The sequence below is a fragment of the Streptomyces sp. DSM 116795 genome, assembly GCF_055792905.1.
The window spans coordinates 2,807,584-2,828,546 of record NZ_CM147707.1; the positions used below are offsets into that span (position 1 = coordinate 2,807,584).

Below are 20,963 nucleotides of genomic sequence, written 5' to 3' on the forward strand. Positions count from 1 at the left end.
TGAGGGGTCTGGCGACCCCGATGATCACTTGACCTCGACGGAGGCGCCGGCGCCCTCGAGGGACTCCTTGGCCTTGTCCGCGGCGTCCTTCGCGACCTTCTCGAGAACCGGCTTCGGCGTGCTGTCCACGAGCTCCTTGGCCTCCTTCAGACCCAGCGAGGTCAGCTCACGCACGACCTTGATGACCTGGATCTTCTTGTCGCCGGCGCCGGTGAGGACGACGTCGAACTCGTCCTGCTCCTCGGCCTCCTCGGCGGCCCCGCCGCCCTGGCCGGGGGCGGCGACGGCGACGGCGGCCGGAGCGGCGGCCTCGACGTCGAACTTCTCCTCGAACTTCTTCACGAACTCGGAGAGCTCGAGAAGGGTCATGTCACTGAACTGCTCGAGCAGTTCGTCCTGGCTGAGCTTCGCCATGATGGCGGTCCTTCCACTAGTCCGGCTGGTGCCGTGTGTACGTATCGACGGGCTTACGGCCCGCTGCGACCGGGTGGGTGTGCCTTCCCGGCCTCGACGGGAGCCGAATTACTCGGCACCGCCCTGCTCGACCTTGCTGCGCAGCGCGTCCGCGGTACGGGCGAACTTCGTCAGCGGGGCCTGGAAGGTCGCCGCGGCCTTCGCCATGGACGCCTTCATGCCGCCGGCCAGCTTGGCGAGCAGCACCTCGCGGGATTCGAGCGCCGCGAGCTTGTTCAGGTCGGCGGCGCTGTACAGCGCGCCGTCGACGATGCCGCCCTTGACCACAAGGGCGGGGTTCTCCTTGGCGAAGTCACGCAGTCCCTTCGCCGCCGCGACCGGGTCACCGGTGACGAAGGCGACGGCCGACGAGCCCTGGAAGAACTCGTCGAGCTCGTTGATCCCGGCCTCGTTGGCCGCGATCTTGGTCAGCGTGTTCTTCACCACGCGGTACTGGGCGTCTTCACCGAGCGAGCGGCGCAGCTCCCTGAGCTGGGCAACCGAAAGCCCCGTGTACGCGGTGACCACTGCGGCGTTGGAGTCACGGAACTTGTTCGTGATCTCCTCAACGGCGGCGATCTTGTCGGGCGCGACCTGGTCCCTCGCCATGAGCCTCGGCCTCCTTCCGGGTGATGAGACCGCTCGGAAGGGGCTGGAACGACGAAACGCCCCTGCGCAGGCGCATGGGGCGTGGCTCGACCGCGACGACGGACACGTCGCGCGGGAGCTTCCTCATTCACCTACGCGGGTCGCCCGCAGCTAGCGGATCCTTCGGCCACCGTGCCCTCTGAGTGAGCACGACGACGACCAGCGGTCTTTGGCTTCGTACGAGATTACGCGAACGCCCCCTCCGGCACCAAATCCGGTGCCGGAAGGGGGCGTACTCTCGCTGATCTCCGGCTCAGCTGCTGCCGGGCAGCGCCTCCTCGAAGGAGAGCGTGTCGGAGGTGGGCGGCGCCTCGATGGAGACCTCGGTGCCGTAGTCCGAGTAGAAGACCGTCGAGTTCAGGTCGCCGTTCTTGCCCTTGGCCCGCTCCTGCTTCTTCACCAGCAGATCGTCGCCGTCGATCCAGACGTCGACCTTCTCGGTCTTGAAGCCCTGCTGCTTGAGCTGGTCGGAGAGCTGGTCCAGGTCCTTCTCGCTGAGCTTCTTGGACTGCATCCGAGCCAGCTCGGCGACCTCGATGGTGCCGCTGTAGTGGTCGGTCTTCTTGCCCTTGACCGTCTCGGAACCGACCTTCTTCACCTTGCCGCTGGCCAGGAGCAGATCGACCGAGCGGGCCGGGTTGTTGTTCTGCATCTGGTCCTTGATGAGCGCCCCCGACGGGCCCGACTGCTCGGCCAGCTTGTCGTAGTCGTACTTCATCCAGTGCTTGCCCTTGCCCGCCGTGGACGCGAACTGGTCGCCGAGGTTCACGTACATGGCGTCCTCGGTGTAGCGGGCGGGCATGGGCTTGCCGCTCGTCGGCAGGCCGCTCGCGCCGGAGCCCTGCTGGGTGACGGTCATGTCGGCGGTGGTGCCGCCTCCGGACCAGTCGACGGAGCCCTCGGTCTTCGTGGAGATCTCGCCGCGCGGGGTGCCCTGGGTCTGGTCACCCTCGACCTTCGCGGACTTCTTCTCCTCCGTGCTCTTCGACGCCTGCTCCAGCTCGGTGATGGCCACCTGCGCGGGCGAGAGGCCCTGCTTCTCCTCGGAGCCGCTCCCGGAGTCCTTGCTGCCGGAGCCGCCACCGCAGGCAGTGAGGCCTGCTGCCATCACAACTCCGGCCGCCATCATGGCGATTCGGGCCTGGCGCATCTGATTCCCCCTGGTTTTCCACTTGTTGAGCAGTACGCAGAGGACCTTATCCCGGACATGCCCGCCGCGTGCAACGCACGGCTGGGCCCCGCCCTCCGGAGAGGACGGGGCCCAGCGTCACATCGCGCGGCCCGCGGGTCTGAGCAGGGCGCTCAGACCGCGGCGGGGTCCTCCTCGGTCAGGAGGTTGCGGGTGCGGTTGGGGTCGACAGGGATGCCGGGGCCCATCGTGGTGGCGATGGACGTCTTCTTCACGTAACGGCCCTTGGCGGCCGACGGCTTCAGACGCTGGACCTCGTCGAGCGCCGCGGCGTAGTTCTCGACGAGCTGCGTGTCGTCGAAGGACGCCTTGCCGATGATGAAGTGGAGGTTGGCGTGCTTGTCGACACGGAACTCGATCTTGCCGCCCTTGATGTCGTTGACGGCTTTGGTCACGTCGGGCGTGACGGTGCCGGTCTTCGGGTTCGGCATCAGACCACGCGGACCGAGCACACGGCCGAGGCGGCCGACCTTGCCCATCAAGTCCGGAGTGGCGACGACGGCGTCGAAGTCCAGACGGCCGCCGGCGACCTCCTCGATCAGCTCGTCGCCGCCGACGATGTCGGCTCCCGCGGCCTCCGCGGCTGCTGCACGGTCACCGGTCGCGAAGACCAGGACCCGGGCGGTCTTGCCGGTGCCGTGCGGCAGGTTCACGGTGCCGCGGACCATCTGGTCGGCCTTGCGCGGGTCGACGCCCAGACGCAGGGCGACCTCGACGGTCGCGTCGAACTTCTTCGTGGAGGTCTCCCTGGCGAGGCGGATGGCCTCGAGCGGGGCGTAGAGACGCTCCCGGTCGATCTTGCCCTCCGCTTCGCGGAAGTACTTGCTGCGCTTCACTTCTGCTCCTGACAGTGTCGTCGTACGGCTGCGGCCGCACGGCGGTTACGGAGTCGTGGTACGGGCCTGCGCCGGCCCTTCCACGGGGTGACCGGCCGGTCAGCTCTCGACGGTGACGCCCATCGAACGGGCGGTGCCGGCGATGATCTTCTCGGCCTGGTCCAGGTCGTTGGCGTTCAGGTCGGGCATCTTCGTAGTGGCGATCTCCCGCACCTGGTCACGCGTGATCTTCGCGACCTTCGTCGTGTGCGGGGTGCCGGAGCCCTTGTCCACGCCCGCGGCCTTCAGGATCATCTTCGACGCCGGCGGCGTCTTGGTGATGAAGGTGAAGGAGCGGTCCTCGTAGACCGTGATCTCCACGGGGATGACCCAGCCGCGCTGCGACTCGGTCGCGGCGTTGTAGGCCTTGCAGAACTCCATGATGTTGACGCCGTGCTGACCCAGCGCCGGGCCGACCGGCGGTGCCGGGTTGGCCGCGCCGGCCTGGATCTGGAGCTTGATCAGCCCCGCGACCTTCTTCTTCTTGGGAGGCATGCTCTCTCCGGGTCCTAGTGAGAGGTGATTCGGCCTCCACCCTTCGAGCGGATGAAGGCATACCGCACCACGATAGCCCGTACCGTGGTGCGCGCTGAAACCGGCAGCTCAGGCGCCCCGCGAGGGATGCGCCGAGCTGCCGAACGCCGAGGCGCTAAGGCTCAGTTCTTCTGGATCTGGTCGAAGCTCAGCTCGACCGGGGTCTCCCGGCCGAAGATCTCGACGAGGCCCTTGACCTTCTTGGAGTCGGCGTTGATCTCGTTGATCGTCGCCTGGAGCGTGGCGAACGGGCCGTCGGTGACCGTGACCGAGTCGCCGACCTCGAAGTCCAGCACCTGGACCTCGACCTTGCGACCGGGACCGCCCGCGGGCTTGCCCTCCTCCTCGGCGACTGCCGCCTTGGCGGCCTTCTCCTCGGCCTCGGGGGCGAGCATCTTGACGATCTCGTCGAGCGTCAGCGGGTACGGGTCGTAGGCGTTGCCGACGAAGCCCGTGACGCCCGGGGTGTTGCGGACGACGCCCCAGGACTCGTTGGTGAGATCCATGCGGACGAGGACGTAGCCCGGGAGCTTGTTCTGCCGGACGGTGCGGCGGTCGCCGTTCTTGATCTGGACGACCTCTTCCTGCGGCACCTCGGCCTGGAAGATGAAGTCCTCGACGTTGAGCGAGACGGCACGCTGCTCGAGGTTCGTCTTCACGCGGTTCTCGTAGCCCGCGTAGGTGTGGATCACATACCACTCGCCGGGAAGGATGCGCAGTTCGTCGCGGAGCGCGGCGACAGGGTCCTCGGCCTCCGGCTCCTCCGGGAGCCCGGCCTCGGCGGCATCCTGCGCTGCGGCGTCCTCGGCGGTCTCCGCGATCGCGTCCGACTCGACGTTGACGGCGGCTTCCTCTGCCGACTCGCCCCCGGCGTCCATCTGCTCCTGCTCCGCGCCGTCGTCCGCGGCCTCGACGATGTCGCGTGCGGTGTCGTCGCCCTCGCCGGACTCGACGGCATCGTTCAGGTTCGGATCAGACACGGTGGCTGCTTCTTCCTGGCTTCATAGGTTCGACGTACGGAAGGCGCCGCGTGGCGGTACCTTCGCGGGCTCAGCCGAAAACGTACTTGATGACCTCGGTGAACCCGTAGTCAATCACGGTGACGAAACCGATCATGACGGCTACGAAGACGATCACCACGGAGGTGTACGTCGACAGCTGATGCCTGGTGGGCCAGACGACCTTGCGCAGCTCGGCGACGATCTGCCGGTAGAAAAGGCCGAGGCGCCCGAAGGGGCCCTTCTTGCCGCGCTTGCCCCCTCGGCGGGACTTGCCCTCCGACGACCCTCCGGGCTCTGGGACCTGGGTGGTATCCGTGATCTCCGTCACTCGTCCTCACCTGATCCGGGTCGTTGCCATGCGGCGTCCGGCCCGGCCGCACAGCGGTGCATTTCAGTACGTACGCAAGCACTCACACGCCGCATCGACGGTGTGTGGAGCAGGGCCGGAGGGACTCGAACCCCCAACCGCTGGTTTTGGAGACCAGTGCTCTTCCAATTGAGCTACGACCCTTTGTGATTCCCCAACTTACCGCATCGGAACGACTGCTCGGTGTGCGTGCCTGATGACGGGCCGGGAACCGACGACGTGTGAGTGTACGTGGTCCACGGGCGGGCGTCGAACACGTAACCCCGCTCCTGCCCCGAATCCCCGGTGCCGGGGCGTGCGGGCGTCTGGGAACATGCCTCTATGAGCGCTGCAACGCCACCTGCACAGTCACCCACCGAACGACGTGTCTCGGCCCGAGTGGGGTCGATCTCCGAGTCCGCGACGCTCGCCGTCGACGCCAAGGCGAAGGCCCTCAAGGCCGCCGGGCGTCCGGTGATCGGTTTCGGCGCGGGCGAACCGGACTTCCCGACGCCCGACTACATCGTGGAAGCGGCGGCACAGGCCTGCCACGACACGAGGAACCACCGGTACACACCGGCCGGCGGACTCCCGGAGCTGAAGGCCGCGATCGCCGAGAAGACGCTGCGCGATTCCGGTTACGAGATCGAACCCGCGCAGGTGCTGGTCACCAACGGCGGCAAGCAGGCGATCTACGAGTCCTTCGCCGCGGTCCTCGACCCGGGTGACGAGGTCATCGTCCCCGCTCCGTACTGGACCACCTACCCCGAGTCGATCAGGCTCGCGGGCGGCGTGCCCGTGCCCGTCACCGCCGACGAGACCACCGACTACCTCGTGAGCGTCGAGCAGTTGGAGGCGGCGCGCACGGAGCGTACGAAGATGGTGGTCTTCGTCTCACCCTCCAACCCCACCGGAGCGGTCTATCCGGCGGCTCAGGTCGAGGCCGTCGGCAAGTGGGCCGTCGAGCACGGGCTGTGGGTGATGACGGACGAGATCTACGAGCATCTCGTGTACGGGGACGCCGTGTTCACCTCGCTGCCCGCCGTCGTACCCGAACTGCGCGACAAGTGCGTCGTCGTCAACGGCGTGGCCAAGACGTACGCGATGACCGGCTGGCGCGTCGGCTGGATCGTCGGTCCGAAGGACGTCGTGAAGGCCGCCACGAACCTGCAGTCGCACGCCACTTCGAACGTCAGCAACGTGGCGCAGGTCGCCGCGGTCGCCGCCGTCTCGGGCGACCTGGAGGCGGTCGCGGCGATGCGTACGGCCTTCGACCGCCGTCGCCGCACCATCGTGCGGATGCTGAACGAGATCGAGGGCGTGGTCTGCCCCGAGCCCGAGGGTGCCTTCTACGTGTACCCCTCCGTGAAGGGACTGCTGGGCAAGGAGATCCGTGGCAGGCGCCCGGCCACGAGCGTGGAGCTGGCCGAGCTGATCCTGGAGGAGGCGGAGGTCGCGGTCGTACCCGGCGAGGCGTTCGGCACCCCCGGCTACCTGCGGCTCTCCTACGCGCTCGGGGACGAGGACCTGGCCGAGGGCGTCTCCCGCATGCAGAAGCTGCTGGGCGAGGCCCGCGGCTGAGCGGGCCGGGGGCCGCGCGGCCCTGAGTTCGCAGTCGAGGACGGTCCGCCGGTGCAGATGCCGGCGGGCCGTCCTCGTGTTCGGTCCGGCGCTCGTTCAGGGACAAGCGGCTACCGGCGGGCGAGCGGTTTGCGGCAGGATCTGTGGATGGCTGTCCGAGATCTGCGCACCCTGCCCAAGGCCCATCTGCATCTGCACTTCACGGGTTCGATGCGTCCCGCCACGCTGCTGGAGCTCGCCGACAAATACGGCGTGCACCTGCCGTCGGCGCTGAGCGGCGGCGAGCCTCCCGAGCTGAGGGCGACGGACGAGCGGGGCTGGTTCCGCTTCCAGCGGCTATACGACATCGCGCGCTCCTGCCTGCGCGAGCCCGAGGACATCCGGCGGCTGGTACGCGAGGCCGCGGAGGAGGATGTGCGGGACGGATCGCACTGGCTGGAGATCCAGGTGGACCCCACCTCGTACGCACCGCGGCTGGGCGGTCTGATCCCGGCGCTGGAGATCATCCTGGACGCGGTGGAGAGCGCGGCCCGGGAGACCGGCCTCGGAATGCGGCTCCTGGTGGCGGCGAACCGGATGAAGCATCCGCTCGACGCCCGTACTCTCGCGCGCCTCGCCGTGCGCTTCCGGGACCGCGGCATCGTCGGATTCGGGCTGTCCAACGACGAACGGCGGGGATTCGCACGGGACTTCGACCGGGCGTTCGCGATCGCCCGTAACGGCGGACTGCTGGCGGCGCCGCACGGCGGGGAGCTCACAGGGCCGGAAAGCGTGCGCGACTGCCTCGACGACCTGCAGGCGACCCGTGTCGGGCACGGGGTACGGGCGGCCGAGGATCCGGCGCTGCTCGCCCGCCTCGTGGAACGCAACGTCACCTGCGAGGTCTGTCCGGCCTCGAACGTCGCGCTGGGTGTGTACGACAAGCCGGAGGACGTGCCGTTGCGCACGCTCTGGGACGCGGGGGTGCCGATGGCTCTCGGCGCCGACGACCCGCTGTTGTTCGGCTCGCGGCTGGCCGCCCAGTACTCCATCGCACGGGACGCGCACGGGTTCACCGATCACGAACTCGCCGAGCTGGCACGGCAGTCGGTGCGTGCGGCCTCGATGCCGGCGGAGGTGCGCGAGAAGGTGCTGACCGGCATCGACGAGTGGCTCGCCTAGCGAGTGTCCGTATCCGGGCTTGCGGCGGGAGCGATTCCGGCCAGCAGCGTGCGGACGATGCCCGCGGCGAAGTCCTCCAGCGGCTGCGCTGCCTCGGCCCCGCCCCCGATGCTCAGCAGAATCGCACGCTGGCTGCACGCCCCCAGCAGTAGCGCGGCAGCGGCCCGCGGGTCGGCGCCCGCGCGGAGGCGGCCGGCGTCGCGCTCGGCGCGCAGATAGGCGGCGAGCGACTCGACGGGCTTGTGCGGTCCGGTACCGAGGCTGCGCATCGCATCGTCGTGACGCTGCAGCAGCTTCGGCTCGGCGAAGAGGGACGCGGCGATGGGGAAGCTGCGTTCGTAGAAGCGGGCCGCACGGCGGGCGATCTCGGTGAGGTTCTGCTCGACGCTTCGGGCGTCGGCATCGGCGCCGCTGGCTGCGGGGGGACCGGCGGTGAGCTCGTCGAGCAGCGGGCTGAGCGGAGGCAGCCGCTCCTTCAGGACGTGGACGAAGATCTCCTCCTTGCTCTTGAAGTGCTTGTAGAGGGCCGCCTCCGAGCAGCTCGCGGCGCGGGCGATCTCCTTGGTAGTGGCGCGGGCGAGGCCGATGGTGCGCATCCGCTCCTCGGCGGCGTCGAGGATGCGTTCGCGGGTGGCGCGGGCGGAGCCCGAAGGGTGAGTGGGCATTCGCTCACCTTAGTGGCACAGTGGTGGGCAGTGGGTGAGTGAACACTCACCCACTATTCGACTCCTCACCGGGATCACGGAAGGGCGACGCTGATGCGCTTCACAGTCTTCGGGGCGACCGGCGGCACAGGCCGGCAGCTCGTACAGCAGGCGCTGGACGCCGGGCACGAGGTCACCGCGGTGGTACGGGACCCTGCCCGGTTGCCCGTGCGGAACGAAGGACCCGTACGTCTGGAGGTCGTCACCGCGGACGTCACCGACCCGGCGGCGCTGGTGCCCGCGGTGGCCGGGCGGGACGCGGTGCTCTCGGCCCTGGGTGCACCCGGCAACAAGGCTGCAGGCATCGCCTCACGCGGGACGGCGGCGATACTGCACGCCATGGAGGAGGGCGGGGTGCGCCGCTACATCGGGGTGAGCGCGGCTCCGGTGGTCTCCTGGGGCGAGGGCGAGAGCCTGCTGGTCCGCGGGGTGATGGTGCCGCTGGTGCGGCGGGCGCTGCGTCAGGTGTACGCGGACCTGGCGGTGATGGAGGACGTGGTGCGGGCGAGCGGGCTGGAGTGGACGGTCGTGCGGCCGCCCAAGCTGACGGACAAGCCCGCGAGCGGCACGTACCAGCGGGTGATCGGCGGCAATGTTCCGCGCAGCCACTCCGTCTCCCGCGCCGATCTGGCGGCCGCGATCCTGGCGATGGTGGAGGATCCGGCGACGATGGAGCAGGGGGTAGGGGTCGCCTCCTGAGGACCTGAGGTGGGGCGTGCTGCCAGGGACGAGAGCCGGGGGGCTCGTGGATGCACGCCAGGGATTGCGAGGTGCCGGGCCGCGCGTGCGCCTACCTCGGGGAGGTGCCGTCCCGGCCCCTCCTACAGCGCGCAGCCGACGGTCACGGGCTCGTTCACGAGCGTGACGCCGAAGGCCTCGCGCACTCCGTCCCGTACCTCACGGGCCAGCGCGAGCAGATCTGCCGTCGATGCCTCTCCCCGGTTCGTGAGCGCCAGGGTGTGCTTGGTGGAGATACGGGCCGGCCCCGTCCCGTAGCCCTTCGGGAACCCGGCGCGGTCGATGAGCCAGGCCGCCGAGGTCTTGGTGCCGCCGTCCCCGGCGGGGAAGGCGGGCGCCGCGACGTCGCCCCCGAGGCGCTCGGCCACGCGGGCGGTGAAGGCGGCGAACTCCTCCTCCCCGAGCACGGGGTTGGTGAAGAAGGACCCTGCCGACCAGGTGTCGTGGTCCTCCGGGTCGAGCACCATCCCCTTGCCCGCGCGGAGCTTGAGTACGGTCTCGCGTGCGGTCTGCGCCGGCACCCGGTCGCCGGGCTCGACGCCGAGGACGCGGGCGGTCTCCGCGTACTTCAGCGGTGCCGACAGGCCACCGGCGTCCTCGAGTTCGAAGCGGACACGGAGCACGACATGGCGGGTGGGGTCGGCCTTGAAGCGGCTGTGGCGGTAGGAGAAGCCGCACTCGGAATCGGGGATGGTGACCGTCTCGTCCGTACGCCGGTCGTAGGCGACGACCTCGGTGATGGTCGCGGAGACCTCCTGTCCGTACGCACCCACGTTCTGGATGGGCGTCGCACCGGCGGAGCCGGGGATTCCGGCCAGGCACTCGACACCCGCGAGGCCGGCCTCGACGGTGCGGGCCACGGCATCCGACCAGTTCTCCCCCGCGGCCAACTCCAGGCGCGTACCGGAGAGTTCGAAGCCGGTGGTGGCGATGCGCAGAGCGGTGCCCGGAAAGCCCTCGTCCGCGATGACGAGGTTGCTGCCGCCGCCCACGATCAGCAGCGGGGTGCCGGCGGCGTCGGCCTCGCGGACGGCGGCGACGACCTCGTCGTCGGTCGAAGCGGTACGGAGGCGGGCGGCGGGACCGCCGAGCCGGAAGGTGGTCAGCGGGGCGAGGGGGGCGTCTTGGAGTTCCTGCACGCGCCCAGCGTACGAGAGCGCGCGGCGCGGCCGGGGCGGGCGCCCACTGCGGCGCCCGTATCCCTGCCCCCGGCGTACGCAGCCGTCAGGCGAGCCGCACCACGGCCCGGGACATGCCCAGCACCTTCTGGCCCGCGCTCATCACCGTCAGATCCACCCGCACCGTGCGCGACTCGTCATCGAGCTTGGCCGCGACCTTTCCGCTCACCTCGACGGACGCGCCCTTGTCGTCGTCGGGCACGACCACGGGCCTGGTGAAGCGCACCCCGTACTCGACGACCGCCGCCGGATCGCCGGCCCAGTCGGTGACGACGCGGATCGCCTCGGCCATCGTGAACATGCCGTGAGCGATGACGTCGGGCAGGCCGACCTCCTTGGCGAAACGCTCGTTCCAGTGAATGGGGTTGAAGTCTCCGGAGGCTCCGGCATAGCGCACGAGCCGCTCCCGGTCCACGGGAAAGGTGCACGCGGGCAGTTCGGTGCCGGCCTCGACATCCGCGTACGCGATCTTCGCTGCCATCACGCTTCCCCTGTCTCCGACGCGGGTTGCTCTTCCTCGGCCCCGCGGGCGACCAGCTTGCTGTGGGCGGTCACGACGTGCTCGCCCGACTCGTCGTGCACCTCGCCGCGCACGTCGAGGATGTCGTTGCCGGCCATGGACCTGATCGACTCGATGGTCGAGGTGACGGTCAGCCGGTCCCCCGCCCGTACGGGACGGGTGTAGGCGAACTGCTGGTCCCCGTGCACCACTCGGCTGTAGTCGAGGCCCAACTGCGGGTCCTGGGTGACCTGTCGGGCCGCGCGGAAGGTGATCGCGAAGACGAACGTGGGCGGGGCGATCACATCGGGGTGCCCGAGGGCTTCGGCGGCCTCGCGGTCCGTGTACGCCGGGTTGGAGTCGCCGACGGCCTCGGCGAACTCGCGGATCTTCTCGCGGCCCACCTCGTACGGGGCTGTGGGCGGATAGCTCCGCCCCACGAAGGACTGGTCGAGCGCCATGAGTGCGGCACCTCCTGGTCGGTGACGGTGAATCGGGCCGGAGAGGGGGACCGTGAACGGTCCTGGTCGGCCGGCCCGCCTGCCTTCCTGGCCTGCCCGAGTCGGGCCGGGCGGGGTCTGGACCGGGCTGGGTCTGGACCGGGCTGGGCCGGGAGTCCGGCGGCCAACGACACGAGGCCGCCCCCGGTGCGGGGACGGCCTCGTAGAAGGGCCTGGTTCAGCGTGTCTCGCGGTGCGCCGTGTGGGCCTTGCAGCGCGGGCAGTGCTTCTTCATCTCCATACGATCCGGGTTGTTGCGCCGGTTCTTCTTGGTGATGTAGTTCCGCTCCTTGCACTCCACGCAGGCCAGCGTGATCTTCGGGCGGACGTCTGTGGCAGCCACGTGAGTGCTCCTTGACGGACGGATGGCTAGAACGCAGGAAGAGTAGCCGATCGAAGGACCGAACCCACAATCGGCTACATTCGGTGAAGTAGCGGTGACCGGACTTGAACCGGTGACACAGCGATTATGAGCCGCTTGCTCTACCGACTGAGCTACACCGCCTCGATGCGCGGACTCCCATCTCCCGACGGGAGATCTCACACATCAGAGCCCCAAAACGGAATCGAACCGTTGACCTTCTCCTTACCATGGAGACGCTCTGCCGACTGAGCTATTGGGGCGAGCGGTGAAGACATTACACGCCTGACAGCCAAAGGTGAAATCCGTATCGCGCCCGTCAGGCACCCTTCCCGGCCCTGCCTCAAGGGTCTCATCCGAGGTCACGGAAGGCCCCAACATCCCCTCGCACCACGCCAGTACGACTATTGGCCTCCTCCTCGCCGGTGCCCTACCGGCGCCCTACTCTCTACTCACGCTGCGTGATCATGATCATCCGCCGATGTGGGGAGTGCGATGGCCGACAGCCAGTCAGCGAGGCCGGGAGACGGCGACGACCCCCGCGACGACCCCGGCTCGAAGGGCGGTCCGGGCAGAGATGCGAACGGCTCGCCGTGCGGCCCGGCGGAAGGTGACGCGAACAGCCCCACCGACAGCCCCGGCAGCGGCTCCGCGAGCGGCCCGGCGAACAGCCCCGAGACCGGGGACGGGAACGCCGAGGCAACCGGTGAGGACTCGGGCCCCGGCTCCACGTCCCCGGACTCCGCGACCCCGGACTCCACCTCCACGGGCCCCGCCTCCCCGGACTCCGCCTCCACCGACCCCGCCTCTCCCCAGCGCGACTCCTCCCACGGCCCGTCCCCCGGCGTCTCCCCAGGCGTCGCCGCCCGCGAGCCGGCCGCCCCCCGCGACAGCACCGGTGACAGCGCCTCGCCCCGCACCCTCATGCTGTGCGGCGCACGACTCGTCGACGGCCGCACCGTGGACGTACGGCTGGGCGGCGGCCGCATCGAAGCGGTCGGTACGGCCGGCAGCCTCGCGCAGGGCCCGCAGCCGGCCGGCGGTTCGCGGGTCGACCTCGCCGGCTATCTGCTGCTTCCGGCTCCGGCCGAGGCGCACGCCCACTACGACACCGCGCTGACCGCCGTCTCCCCCACCTCCGACGGCCCTCCGCGCAGCGCCCCCGAGGACGTTCAGCGGCGCACGACGGAGGCCGCCCTGCTGCAGCTCGGGCTCGGCGCCACCGCCACGCGCACGCACGTACACATCGGCGACGTCGCGGGCCTGCGCTCGCTGGAAGCGGTGCTGCAGGCGCGCCGGGCGCTGCGCGGCCTCGTGGAGCTGAGCACCGTCGCAGTGCCGCGGCTGCTCACCGGAGTCGCGGGTGCGGACGGCCTGTCGATGCTGCGTGACGCGGTGAAGATGGGTGCGTCCGTCATCGGCGGCTGCCCCGACCTCGACCCGGATCCGGCGGGCTACGTGGACGCAGTGCTGGAGGTGGCCGCCGAGCACGGCTGCCCCGTCGACCTCCACACCGACGGCGGGGACCCGGCCCGGCTGTCCAGACTGGCGGCGGCAGCCGCGGGCTGCGCCCGGGGGTCGCCATCGGCCCGTGCGCGGGGCTGGCGAGGATGTCGTACAAGCCGGCGGTCCGTACGGCCGAGCGGCTCGCCGCCGCCGGAGTCACGGTGGTGTGCCTGCCGCAGGGCGGCTGCGGTGTGCTGGAGCGTCCTTCGCAGAGCTCGCCTTCGCGAGTCGCTCCTGTACGGCTGCTCAAAGCGGCCGGAGTCACCGTCGCGGCGGGAAGCGGCGCGCTGCGGGACGCGGCCAACTCCGTCGGCCGGGGCGATCCGCTGGAGGCCGCCTATCTGCTCGCCTCACACGGCGAGGCGGGGCCGGAGGCGGCGTACGACGCGGTGTGCGCGCGGGCGCGTACGACGATGGGCCTCCCCGAGGTGCGGGTGGAGGCGGGTTTTCCGGCGGAGCTGCTCGCCGTACGCGGTACGGATCTGGCGGGGGCGCTCTCACTCGCGTACAGCCGGATCGTCGTGCACCGGGGGCGGGTTGTCGCACGCACCAGCGCGGTGCGCGAGTTCTGCGACTTCACGGGTACGTCGGAGTTCGATCTGCCGCGGCAGTCGCAGGGCTGACGGCCTCTCAGCGCGCGTCCCGCAGACGTGACGTACGGTCGGGGCATGCGCACAGTCATCGCTGGTGGACACGGTCAGATCGCCCTGCGCCTGGAGCGCCTGCTCGCAGCACGCGGGGACGAGGCCGCGGGCATCATCCGCAACCCCGACCAGGCCGAGGCTCTGCGGGCGGCGGGTGCCGAACCGGTCGTCTGCGACCTGGAGTCGGCTTCCGTCGAGGAGGTCGCCGCTCATCTGGAGGGCGCCGGCGCCGTCGTCTTCGCCGCGGGAGCCGGCCCCGGCAGCGGCGCGGCACGCAAGGAGACGGTGGACCGTGACGCCGCCGTTCTCTTCGCGGACGCCGCGGAACAGGCGGGCGTACGGCGCTACATCATCGTCTCGTCGATGGGTGCCGACGCCGGCCTCACCGAGCCGCCGCCCGGTACCGACCCCGTCTTCGCCGCCTACCAGCGCGCCAAGGGCGCCGCTGACGACGCCGTACGGGCACGGAGCGGCCTCGACTGGACGGTGCTGCGGCCGGGACGCCTGACCGACGGACCGGGTACGGGCAAAGTCCGGCTCGCGGAGCGGACAGGGCGCGACGAGGTGACGCGCGACGATGTCGCGGCGGTGCTCGGAGCGCTGCTGCACGCACCCGGCACCGCCGGTATGACGCTCGAACTGATCGGCGGTGACACCCCGGTCGACGAGGCGGTGGGGGCGGTCGCGCTGAGGTGAGCCGCGCCGGCGGGGACTCGGGTTCTCGGGGGCTCGGGCTCGGTGCTCCCGGGACGGCTCATGAGCCGCTGAGAACTGCTCAACCGGTCGAGCAGCGGCGCAACTTGGCGAGTTCGGCGTTGAACTGCGCGCCGACGAGCAGCGCCAGATTCGACATCCACAGCCAGACCAGGAAGACGACGATCCCGGCGAGCGACCCGTACAGCTTGTGGTACGTGCCGACGTGCGAGGTGTAGAGGGCGAAGCCCAGCGACGCCGCGAGCCACAGCACCACGGCGAGCGCACCGCCTGGAGCCCTCCTGCGTACACCCCGCGTCCCGGCGGGCCCGGTGCGGAAGACGACCAGCACGAGCACCGCGACCAGTCCCAGCAGCAGCGGCCACTTCATCGTGTTCCAGGCGCCGGCGGCGAAGCCGCCCATGCCGAGCAGTCCGCCGGCCGCACGTGCGACCTCGCCGCTGAGCACGAGCACGAAGACGCTGGAGACGAGGAGCGCCAGCAGCGCCAGGGCGGTCAGCACGATCCGCGGGACCGTACGCCACACCGGGCGGTGGTCCTCGACGCCGTGCATGGCGTGCAGCGCACGGCGGAAGACGCTGAGATAGCTGGAGGCGGACCAGAGCGATCCGGCCGTGCCGAACACGGCGAGCAGCCAGGCGGCGGTGCTCTGCGCGGCCATGTCCTTCAGCACGCCGGCCATGAGCTCGCCGGACTGGGCGGGCAGAACGGTTGTGACGCGGACGATGAGCTCCCTGGTCGCGTCCGTACCGGCGAGGCCCACGGCCGAGACCGTGACGAGCAGCGCGGGGAAGATCGCGAGCACCGCGTAGTAGGTGAGGGCGGCCGCCCAGTCGGTGACGTCGTCGTTCCAGACGGAGACCGGCGTACGGCGCAGCGCGGTGCGGCACTCGGCGGCCCCGGGCAGGGAGGCGCGTACCGGCCGGGTTCCGGCCGAGGGCGGGGACGAAGGCAGGGCCGAGGGCGAGGATGGGGACGAGGGCGGGGACGAAGGCGCGGCCGGGAACGAGACCGGCGCCGGGCCTTCGGGAGAGGCCGCCGGCCCGGCCTCCGCTGGTGCCGCGGGGCCGTCACGGCTGCCGTCCGCTCCCGCGTTTTCTCCGGTAACCCGTGTGCTCACTCGGCTCCTCCTCCCCGGGCGCGCTCCGTGCCCGGGGAGGCGTCCCGGGCTCGCGTCGCTCGGTTGCGACTGGTACGCGTCTGGCCGGGTTCACCGCGCCGGAAACATCGGAGGTACGGGATGTGCCGGCAAGGGCCGCCGAGGCGCGCGGGCCCATGGCCTGCCGCGGTGACGGGGACGGCCGACAGGACCCTCACGGGGACGGCGGGTGGCGGGGGGTGACCGGCTGGGCGTGAGCCTCGATTGCCGCTCTGACCTGCGGAAACGTCTCCGGTAGCAGCCTGCCGATATTCTGCCAAACTGGGGCATAAGCACCTGAACAGGTGAAGGTAGACCTTGCAGGAGGAGGGTCTCGACATGGCAACTCATGCTGCCAGTGGAGCGCATTCGGGCACCGCGGTGCGCCATACCGGCAAGCCCACGACGATGTTCAGCGGCTGGACCAAGCTGGCCGGTGCCCTGATGTTCTTCGGCGGACTGCTCGCCGTTTCCTCGGGTGTCGCAGCCCTGCGCGAGGACGCCGTCTTCGCGTCGACCGCGAACTACGCGTTCGACTACAGCCTCACAGGCTGGGGATGGGTCCATCTCTTTCTGGGCGCCGCGATAGCCGTCGCCGGCATCGCCGTGATGCTGACGGGCGCCACGTGGGCCCGATGGCTGGGCATAGCGCTCGCCGGCCTCGGCATGATCGCCAGCTTCATGTGGCTGCCCTACTTCCCGCTCTGGGCAGTGATCACGCTGGCGATCGACGTATTCATCATCTGGGCACTGTGCGCGGGAATGGGCACACGATCGCAGGCTTCGACCTAGCCCAGCCGAGACGACGGCTCCGGACCGAACGTGCCGGTCCGGAGCCGTCCCAGGGTCTGAGCAGGTTCTGAACGTGCTCCGGGCGCCCGATGTGCCACCCGTCACGAGTAGCGTTTACTCAACGAGCTCCCGCATGGCGGCGGTACGGTCCCGGTCATGACCTCAGAACGCATACGGCCCAGTGGACGCACGCTCTTCGACTCACCGGTCCTCGTGGTGAATCAGAAGGGCAAGCTGATCGAACTCACCAATGAGTACAAGGTGTTCGACGGGGACGGTGATGCCCTGGGGTCTGTGACGCAGACCGGTCAGGGCAAGGCGAAGAAGGTGATGCGGTTCCTCACCGACGTCGACCAGTTCCTCACACACCGCCTTGAGGTACGCGACGCGAAGGGGGACGTGCAGCTCGTCCTCACCCGGCCCGCGAAGTTCGTGAAGTCCCGCCTGATCGTCGAACGTCCCGACGGAGCGCAGGTCGGCGAGATCGTGCAGCAGAACGTCTTCGGGAAGATCAACTTCTCGATGGAGGCGCGCGGCAGGCAGGTCGGCACTCTGAAGGCCGAGAACTGGCGGGCCTGGAACTTCTCCATCGCCGACAAGAACGGCACCGAGGTCGCCCGCATCACCAAGAAGTGGGCGGGCCTGGCCAAGGCGGCTTTCACCTCCGCGGACAACTACGTCCTGGAGGTCCACCAGCCGCTCGAAGAGCCGCTGCGCAGCCTGGTCGTGGCGACGGCGCTCGCCGTCGACACCGCGCTGAAGCAGGACGCGGGAGCAGTGGGCTGAGACCCCCCGCCCGGTCCTGCTTCACAGCAGGCAGGGAACAGGCAGGGAAGGGACTTCGTCCGGTAGCAACCGGGACACTCCCCCGGTGATCGGCGATACCGTCGCGGTGCTCGTTACCTCTGCCGTCTCCGAGGCGTCATCACCTTTGACGGGACTCGCGTGCGGGAGGACGACATGGCGGAACCCGATCCGCGGGCCGCGGAGCTGACGGGATCCTTCGAGGAGCAGCGCGGGCGTCTGGTGGCGCTGGCGTACCGGATTCTCGGGTCGCAGGCCGACGCCGAAGACGCCGTACAGGAGACGTGGCTGCGGCTGGCGCGCCAGGATCCGAACTCCATCGACAACCTCGGGGGGTGGCTCACCACGGTGGTGGGCCGCGTCTGCTTCGACGTGCTGCGCTCGCGCAGGGCCAGACCCGAGGCGCCGTACGACCACCTTCCCGAGTTCGTCGTGACGGAGGACGACGGCGGAGCGCCCGAGGACGACGCAGTGCTTGCCGAATCGGTCGGGCTGGCCCTCCTCGTGGTGCTCGAAACCCTCCGCCCCACCGAACGGCTGGCGTTCGTGCTGCACGACATGTTCGCGGTGCCGTTCGAGGAGATCGGCCAGATCATCGGCAAGTCGAGCGACGCGACCAAGATGCTCGCCAGCCGGGCCCGCCGCAAGGTGCAGGGGACGCCACGCCCCACCGACGAACGGCACCGTCGGCGCGCGGTGGTCGACGCCTTCCTCGCGGCGGCGCGGAGCGGTGACTTCGAAGGTCTCCTTCGAGTGCTCGACCCTGACGTGACGCTGCGCAGCCACACCGCACGTGGTGTGTTCGTGAAGGTCGGAGCGACCGAAGTCGCCGCGACGGCCCAGCGTGGCGGCGGCCGGGCGGCGAGGACCCGAACCGTCCTCGTGAACGGCGAGCCGGGTTTCATGGTGTGGGATGCGAAGGGCCGGCCGCGCGCCCTGATGGCGTGCACCGTGGCGGAGGGACGGATCGTCGACATGCTGTCGATCATCGATCCGAAGCGCCTCGCAGCCATGGACCTCCCGGGGCCGGCCCCAGCGGCGTAGTGCCTCGTACGAAAGGCCGCCCGTCAGGCGAACGGCTCCAGCGAGAACCGCCCCCACGCCAGGAAGGCGAACAACGACAGGAAGACGAAGTCCCCCGTCAGGTAAGTCCATTCGCCACGGCGAAACCGGGTGGTGCCCGCGCCGGCCATCAACAGCATCAGGCCCGACGCGGCGATCGGCACCAACACAGGAGCGATGTCGAGCAGAGCCGGCAGTACCAGTCCCAACGCCCCGAGGATCTTGACCGTCCCGATGGCCTTCACGTGGCCGTCGCTGAAGTCGTCGACCCAGTGCGCGCTCGCACCCCCGAGCGAGCGGTATTTCTCCTTGGGCATCAGGACATAGCTGGCGCCACCAATGAGGAATGCGGTCGCCAGTAGACCGGCAATGATCCAAAGTGCAGTGTTCACGAGCGCTCCTTCATCGGGTGACGTCGGCGCTGGGGCCGTCGTACTGATGACGGAGCTGGGAACCGGAAGGTAACCCATCGCCAGGATGGCGGTCGCGAGACCGGGCAACTGAGAGGGTCCGACGGGGACTTGCCCGGTTGCGAGTTCTGTTTGCCGACGGCACCTGCGGATGCCGTCGCAGATCGGGTGCATAGGATCGCGGGGATGGCACTGCGACCGGTTCAGACGAACGTCAAGGCTCTTGATGCCTCGGCGGTCGGCCGGTTCTGGGCGGAGGCGTTCGGCTGGAGTGCTTCCAGCGGAGTGCCCGGGGTGACCACCTGCGTCGGACCCGTCGGCGGTTTCGTCTGGCCGGACCCGGTCGCCGTCTGGGTCGACGTCGTCACCGTCCCGGAACGGGCCCTCGGCGCCACCGACCTCGACCTCGGCCAGGGCGACGTCCCGTGGACGTGCCTGGCCGACCCGAGGGCCACGAGTTCTGTGTCCTCGCGCCGTCCTGACGCGGAGCCTCGACGACACCCCGGCACGTGAGCCCTGGGTGCCGATCGTGCTCCGCGGCTGCTTCGGCGCGTACGTGTCTGGCGCTCAAGGCCTTCGCCCGGGTGGCTCGCGCCCGGCGACTGGGGCGGCCCGAGGGCCGGCGCCGCCCCTCTCCTTCCCATTGACTTGTCGCAAAGCTTGACGCACTCTGTTGAGACAAAGCTTAAGACATAGGGCGCCATGCTGAGGGGAAGGTTGCAGATGACTGATCAGTCGGTGCGTCCGGCGGATGTTGAGCGGGCCGGCGTGTGGTTGGCCGAGCACGGCCTGGCCGAGGTCCGGCCGACACCGTTGCTGGCCACACGCCTGGCGGCCCGGCGACGTGCCCGTCTGGCCGCTGATGTCCTGCTGGCCGCGTTCGTCGTCGCGGTCGCCCTCGTCTACGTCGCCACCTTGCCTGCCGACGCCGCGGCCGACGGGCCCAGGTCGTACACGCACTGGTCGCTGCTGGCCTTGACTGCGGTGGTGGTGGCGTTGGTGCTGGCCCAGTCGCTGCTGGACTGGCGGGTGCGGCGGGTCGACCGGCGGGCCGGCGCGACATTGCCGCGACGGGCGGCCCACCCGGTCCGGCTCGGCTGGCGCACCGTGCTCGGCCGGCCGCGTGCCGCGTTCGCGGTTGCCACCTTCGCGGGCGCGACGGTGCTGGGGATCGGTGCTCTGACCGTGCAGGACTCCACCTCGCGGTACGCGGCGCTCCTCCTGCTCATCGGACTGGGCGGGGTCGCGGCAGGGATGGTTGTCCAACTGCGCCATGTTCTGACGCACCCGGTCGTGGCCGACGACGAGGTCTCGCTGACGGCCGACGTCATGATGCGGGTCGAGGACGCCCGCCAGGTCGCCACGCCAACCGTGGTGTGGTCGCTGCCGGTCGTGTCGGTGATGGCTACCGCGCCTGGCTGGTGGATCGCTGCCTGGCTTGTCTTCATCGTGCTGGGCATCATCACGCTCGCCCTGATCACAGGGCGGACCGAGAAGAGCGGCACGGTGGCGCGGCACGCCACGAGCGCACCGGTGAACCTGTGATCGTCATCGACTCGGCCTCGCCCGTCCCGCCGTTCGAGCAGCTCCGGGCCCAGCTCGCCCGCCAGATCCAGGACCGCACACTGGCCGTGGGCACCAAGCTGCCGACCATCCGCCGCATGGCCGCAGACCTCGGCCTGGCCGTCAACACCGTCGGCCGGGCCTACCGGCAGCTGGAGGAAGCAGGACTGATCGAGACCCGCGGACCGGCCGGCTCGTTCGTCTCCGCAGCCGGCGAGCAGGGACACGAACGGGCACGCCGAGCCGCCGCCGAGTACGCCGCCGTCATCGCCGGCGTCGGCATCGACACCGACGAGGCCATCCGCATCGTCCGGGCGGCGCTGACCAACGGCATCGCAGCATCGCCCTCGTCAAGCCCGGCCACCTCGAAACTGCGGGACGGCGACCTGCCGTGATCCAGGCACGACAGGGCTCCTGCCCGCGCGGGAGAGGAGGCCTGAGCACAGCGTCGAGGACCGCCGGCCGTCGAGTGGCGCCGAAAACGGGGGTACGGCCGTGCGATGAGTCCTCGGGTCCGGAACGGTCCACCCCGGTAATGAACGGATCAGGCGGCTCACCGCCA

Annotated in this window: 23 protein-coding genes, 3 tRNA genes and 3 pseudogenes; 11 read left to right on the forward strand and 18 right to left on the reverse strand. The window is 70.0% G+C overall.

All coding sequences use genetic code 11. The features are described from left to right. Positions 1-24: 24 nt before the first annotated feature. From rplL to ACSMXX_RS11990, 8 genes are all read right to left on the reverse strand, one after another. Positions 25-414, reverse strand: coding sequence for a 50S ribosomal protein L7/L12 (gene rplL, locus ACSMXX_RS11955; protein ID WP_473184003.1), 390 nt, complete (start codon positions 412-414; stop codon positions 25-27). 108 nt (positions 415-522) lie between these two features. Beyond that, a complete protein-coding gene (rplJ, locus tag ACSMXX_RS11960; RefSeq protein WP_473184004.1) occupies positions 523-1,062 on the reverse strand; it encodes a 50S ribosomal protein L10 in 540 nt (179 codons plus the stop codon). A 292-nt stretch (positions 1,063-1,354) separates the two neighbouring features. Then, positions 1,355-2,251 (reverse strand): SCO4651 family lipoprotein, encoded by an 897-nt coding sequence (locus ACSMXX_RS11965; RefSeq protein WP_473184005.1) that lies wholly within the window; start codon positions 2,249-2,251, stop codon positions 1,355-1,357. Between the two features lie 152 nt (positions 2,252-2,403). Beyond that, on the reverse strand, positions 2,404-3,126 hold the full coding sequence (gene rplA, locus ACSMXX_RS11970; RefSeq protein ID WP_473184006.1) for a 50S ribosomal protein L1: 723 nt from the start codon (positions 3,124-3,126) through the stop codon (positions 2,404-2,406). Positions 3,127-3,225: 99 nt separating this feature from the next. Then, positions 3,226-3,660, reverse strand: a complete 435-nt coding sequence (gene rplK, locus ACSMXX_RS11975) for a 50S ribosomal protein L11 (RefSeq protein ID WP_473184007.1) — start codon at positions 3,658-3,660, stop codon at positions 3,226-3,228. Positions 3,661-3,821: 161 nt separating this feature from the next. Further along, entirely contained in the window at positions 3,822-4,679 is an 858-nt protein-coding gene (gene nusG / locus ACSMXX_RS11980; protein WP_473184008.1) for a transcription termination/antitermination protein NusG, read from the reverse strand. A 70-nt stretch (positions 4,680-4,749) separates the two neighbouring features. Then, positions 4,750-5,028 carry a preprotein translocase subunit SecE gene (secE, locus tag ACSMXX_RS11985; RefSeq protein ID WP_473184009.1) on the reverse strand — a complete coding sequence of 93 codons (279 nt, stop codon included), beginning with the start codon at positions 5,026-5,028 and terminating at the stop codon, positions 4,750-4,752. A gap of 110 nt (positions 5,029-5,138) precedes the next feature. After that, positions 5,139-5,211, reverse strand: a tRNA-Trp gene (locus ACSMXX_RS11990). Positions 5,212-5,388: 177 nt separating this feature from the next. Here ACSMXX_RS11990 and ACSMXX_RS11995 point away from each other — a divergent pair. Continuing rightward, positions 5,389-6,627: a pyridoxal phosphate-dependent aminotransferase gene (locus tag ACSMXX_RS11995; protein ID WP_473184010.1), complete on the forward strand. Its 1,239-nt coding sequence runs from the start codon at positions 5,389-5,391 to the stop codon at positions 6,625-6,627. Positions 6,628-6,774: 147 nt separating this feature from the next. Next, on the forward strand, positions 6,775-7,788 hold the full coding sequence (locus tag ACSMXX_RS12000) for an adenosine deaminase (RefSeq protein ID WP_473184011.1): 1,014 nt from the start codon (positions 6,775-6,777) through the stop codon (positions 7,786-7,788). Here ACSMXX_RS12000 and ACSMXX_RS12005 read toward each other — a convergent pair. Next, positions 7,785-8,453 (reverse strand): TetR/AcrR family transcriptional regulator, encoded by a 669-nt coding sequence (locus tag ACSMXX_RS12005; protein WP_473184012.1) that lies wholly within the window; start codon positions 8,451-8,453, stop codon positions 7,785-7,787. The genes ACSMXX_RS12000 and ACSMXX_RS12005 overlap by 4 nt on opposite strands. A gap of 93 nt (positions 8,454-8,546) precedes the next feature. On the opposite strand from ACSMXX_RS12005, the gene ACSMXX_RS12010 reads away from it, so the two are divergent. Then, positions 8,547-9,191, forward strand: coding sequence for an NAD(P)-dependent oxidoreductase (locus ACSMXX_RS12010; protein ID WP_473184013.1), 645 nt, complete (start codon positions 8,547-8,549; stop codon positions 9,189-9,191). Positions 9,192-9,313: 122 nt separating this feature from the next. On the opposite strand, the gene ACSMXX_RS12015 is transcribed toward ACSMXX_RS12010, so the two are convergent. The 7 genes from ACSMXX_RS12015 to ACSMXX_RS12045 form a co-directional block, all read right to left on the reverse strand. Next, positions 9,314-10,369, reverse strand: a complete 1,056-nt coding sequence (locus ACSMXX_RS12015) for a UDP-N-acetylmuramate dehydrogenase (protein ID WP_473184014.1) — start codon at positions 10,367-10,369, stop codon at positions 9,314-9,316. A gap of 85 nt (positions 10,370-10,454) precedes the next feature. Next, positions 10,455-10,889 (reverse strand): MaoC family dehydratase, encoded by a 435-nt coding sequence (locus ACSMXX_RS12020; RefSeq protein ID WP_473184015.1) that lies wholly within the window; start codon positions 10,887-10,889, stop codon positions 10,455-10,457. Next, a complete protein-coding gene (locus ACSMXX_RS12025; protein ID WP_473184016.1) occupies positions 10,889-11,368 on the reverse strand; it encodes an FAS1-like dehydratase domain-containing protein in 480 nt (159 codons plus the stop codon). The genes ACSMXX_RS12020 and ACSMXX_RS12025 overlap by 1 nt, the downstream gene beginning before the upstream one ends. Positions 11,369-11,585: 217 nt before the next feature. Beyond that, positions 11,586-11,750, reverse strand: a complete 165-nt coding sequence (gene rpmG, locus ACSMXX_RS12030; RefSeq protein WP_046706212.1) for a 50S ribosomal protein L33 — start codon at positions 11,748-11,750, stop codon at positions 11,586-11,588. An 89-nt stretch (positions 11,751-11,839) separates the two neighbouring features. After that, a tRNA-Met gene (locus ACSMXX_RS12035) sits at positions 11,840-11,912 on the reverse strand. A gap of 46 nt (positions 11,913-11,958) precedes the next feature. Further along, positions 11,959-12,031, reverse strand: a tRNA-Thr gene (locus tag ACSMXX_RS12040). A 189-nt stretch (positions 12,032-12,220) separates the two neighbouring features. Next, positions 12,221-12,694 carry a hypothetical protein gene (locus tag ACSMXX_RS12045; RefSeq protein ID WP_473185058.1) on the reverse strand — a complete coding sequence of 158 codons (474 nt, stop codon included), beginning with the start codon at positions 12,692-12,694 and terminating at the stop codon, positions 12,221-12,223. Here ACSMXX_RS12045 and ACSMXX_RS12050 point away from each other — a divergent pair. After that, a pseudogene (locus tag ACSMXX_RS12050) lies at positions 12,621-13,897 on the forward strand (amidohydrolase family protein); the annotation flags it as partial. The gene ACSMXX_RS12045 and the pseudogene ACSMXX_RS12050 sit on opposite strands and share 74 nt — an antisense overlap. A 45-nt stretch (positions 13,898-13,942) precedes the next feature. Then, entirely contained in the window at positions 13,943-14,614 is a 672-nt protein-coding gene (locus ACSMXX_RS12055) for an SDR family oxidoreductase (RefSeq protein ID WP_473184017.1), read from the forward strand. Between the two features lie 79 nt (positions 14,615-14,693). On the opposite strand, the gene ACSMXX_RS12060 is transcribed toward ACSMXX_RS12055, so the two are convergent. Continuing rightward, complete coding sequence (locus tag ACSMXX_RS12060) at positions 14,694-15,752, reverse strand: YihY/virulence factor BrkB family protein (protein ID WP_473184018.1); 1,059 nt, start codon at positions 15,750-15,752, stop codon at positions 14,694-14,696. A gap of 357 nt (positions 15,753-16,109) precedes the next feature. Here ACSMXX_RS12060 and ACSMXX_RS12065 point away from each other — a divergent pair, with 357 nt between their 5' ends. The 3 genes and pseudogenes from ACSMXX_RS12065 to ACSMXX_RS12075 all read left to right on the forward strand — a co-directional run bounded on the left by ACSMXX_RS12065 (position 16,110) and on the right by ACSMXX_RS12075 (position 18,410). After that, positions 16,110-16,562, forward strand: a complete 453-nt coding sequence (locus ACSMXX_RS12065) for a DUF7144 family membrane protein (protein WP_473184019.1) — start codon at positions 16,110-16,112, stop codon at positions 16,560-16,562. Positions 16,563-16,742: 180 nt separating this feature from the next. Continuing rightward, a pseudogene (locus tag ACSMXX_RS12070) lies at positions 16,743-17,348 on the forward strand (LURP-one-related/scramblase family protein); the annotation flags it as partial. Between the two features lie 174 nt (positions 17,349-17,522). Further along, on the forward strand, positions 17,523-18,410 hold the full coding sequence (locus tag ACSMXX_RS12075) for a sigma-70 family RNA polymerase sigma factor (protein WP_473184020.1): 888 nt from the start codon (positions 17,523-17,525) through the stop codon (positions 18,408-18,410). A 23-nt stretch (positions 18,411-18,433) separates the two neighbouring features. Here the strand turns inward: ACSMXX_RS12075 and ACSMXX_RS12080 are convergent, their stop codons facing one another. Next, a complete protein-coding gene (locus ACSMXX_RS12080; RefSeq protein ID WP_473184021.1) occupies positions 18,434-18,820 on the reverse strand; it encodes a DoxX family protein in 387 nt (128 codons plus the stop codon). Positions 18,821-19,024: 204 nt separating this feature from the next. Between ACSMXX_RS12080 and ACSMXX_RS12085 the strand changes: the two are divergent. The 3 genes and pseudogenes from ACSMXX_RS12085 to ACSMXX_RS12095 all read left to right on the forward strand — a co-directional run. Continuing rightward, positions 19,025-19,314 (forward strand): annotated as a pseudogene (locus ACSMXX_RS12085) (VOC family protein); the annotation flags it as partial. Positions 19,315-19,561: 247 nt separating this feature from the next. After that, positions 19,562-20,383, forward strand: a complete 822-nt coding sequence (locus ACSMXX_RS12090; RefSeq protein ID WP_473184022.1) for a hypothetical protein — start codon at positions 19,562-19,564, stop codon at positions 20,381-20,383. Further along, entirely contained in the window at positions 20,380-20,796 is a 417-nt protein-coding gene (locus ACSMXX_RS12095; RefSeq protein ID WP_473184023.1) for a GntR family transcriptional regulator, read from the forward strand. The genes ACSMXX_RS12090 and ACSMXX_RS12095 overlap by 4 nt, the downstream gene beginning before the upstream one ends. Positions 20,797-20,963 lie beyond the last annotated feature (167 nt).

Bases quoted from the DNA above. Each gene is read 5' to 3' on its own strand.
- ACSMXX_RS12005 (WP_473184012.1), bottom strand. From the start codon at position 8,453: ATGCCCACTCACCCTTCGGGCTCCGCCCGCGCCACCCGCGAACGCATC.
- ACSMXX_RS12065 (WP_473184019.1), top strand. From the start codon at position 16,110: ATGGCAACTCATGCTGCCAGTGGAGCGCATTCGGGCACCGCGGTGCGC.
- ACSMXX_RS12025 (WP_473184016.1), bottom strand. From the start codon at position 11,368: ATGGCGCTCGACCAGTCCTTCGTGGGGCGGAGCTATCCGCCCACAGCC.
- ACSMXX_RS12020 (WP_473184015.1), bottom strand. From the start codon at position 10,889: ATGGCAGCGAAGATCGCGTACGCGGATGTCGAGGCCGGCACCGAACTG.
- rplL (WP_473184003.1), bottom strand. From the start codon at position 414: ATGGCGAAGCTCAGCCAGGACGAACTGCTCGAGCAGTTCAGTGACATG.
- ACSMXX_RS12055 (WP_473184017.1), top strand. From the start codon at position 13,943: ATGCGCACAGTCATCGCTGGTGGACACGGTCAGATCGCCCTGCGCCTG.
- ACSMXX_RS12000 (WP_473184011.1), top strand. From the start codon at position 6,775: ATGGCTGTCCGAGATCTGCGCACCCTGCCCAAGGCCCATCTGCATCTG.
- ACSMXX_RS11965 (WP_473184005.1), bottom strand. From the start codon at position 2,251: ATGCGCCAGGCCCGAATCGCCATGATGGCGGCCGGAGTTGTGATGGCA.
- ACSMXX_RS12010 (WP_473184013.1), top strand. From the start codon at position 8,547: ATGCGCTTCACAGTCTTCGGGGCGACCGGCGGCACAGGCCGGCAGCTC.
- ACSMXX_RS11995 (WP_473184010.1), top strand. From the start codon at position 5,389: ATGAGCGCTGCAACGCCACCTGCACAGTCACCCACCGAACGACGTGTC.
- ACSMXX_RS12075 (WP_473184020.1), top strand. From the start codon at position 17,523: ATGGCGGAACCCGATCCGCGGGCCGCGGAGCTGACGGGATCCTTCGAG.
- rplJ (WP_473184004.1), bottom strand. From the start codon at position 1,062: ATGGCGAGGGACCAGGTCGCGCCCGACAAGATCGCCGCCGTTGAGGAG.
- rplK (WP_473184007.1), bottom strand. From the start codon at position 3,660: ATGCCTCCCAAGAAGAAGAAGGTCGCGGGGCTGATCAAGCTCCAGATC.
- ACSMXX_RS12045 (WP_473185058.1), bottom strand. From the start codon at position 12,694: ATGAGGGTGCGGGGCGAGGCGCTGTCACCGGTGCTGTCGCGGGGGGCG.
- ACSMXX_RS12090 (WP_473184022.1), top strand. From the start codon at position 19,562: ATGACTGATCAGTCGGTGCGTCCGGCGGATGTTGAGCGGGCCGGCGTG.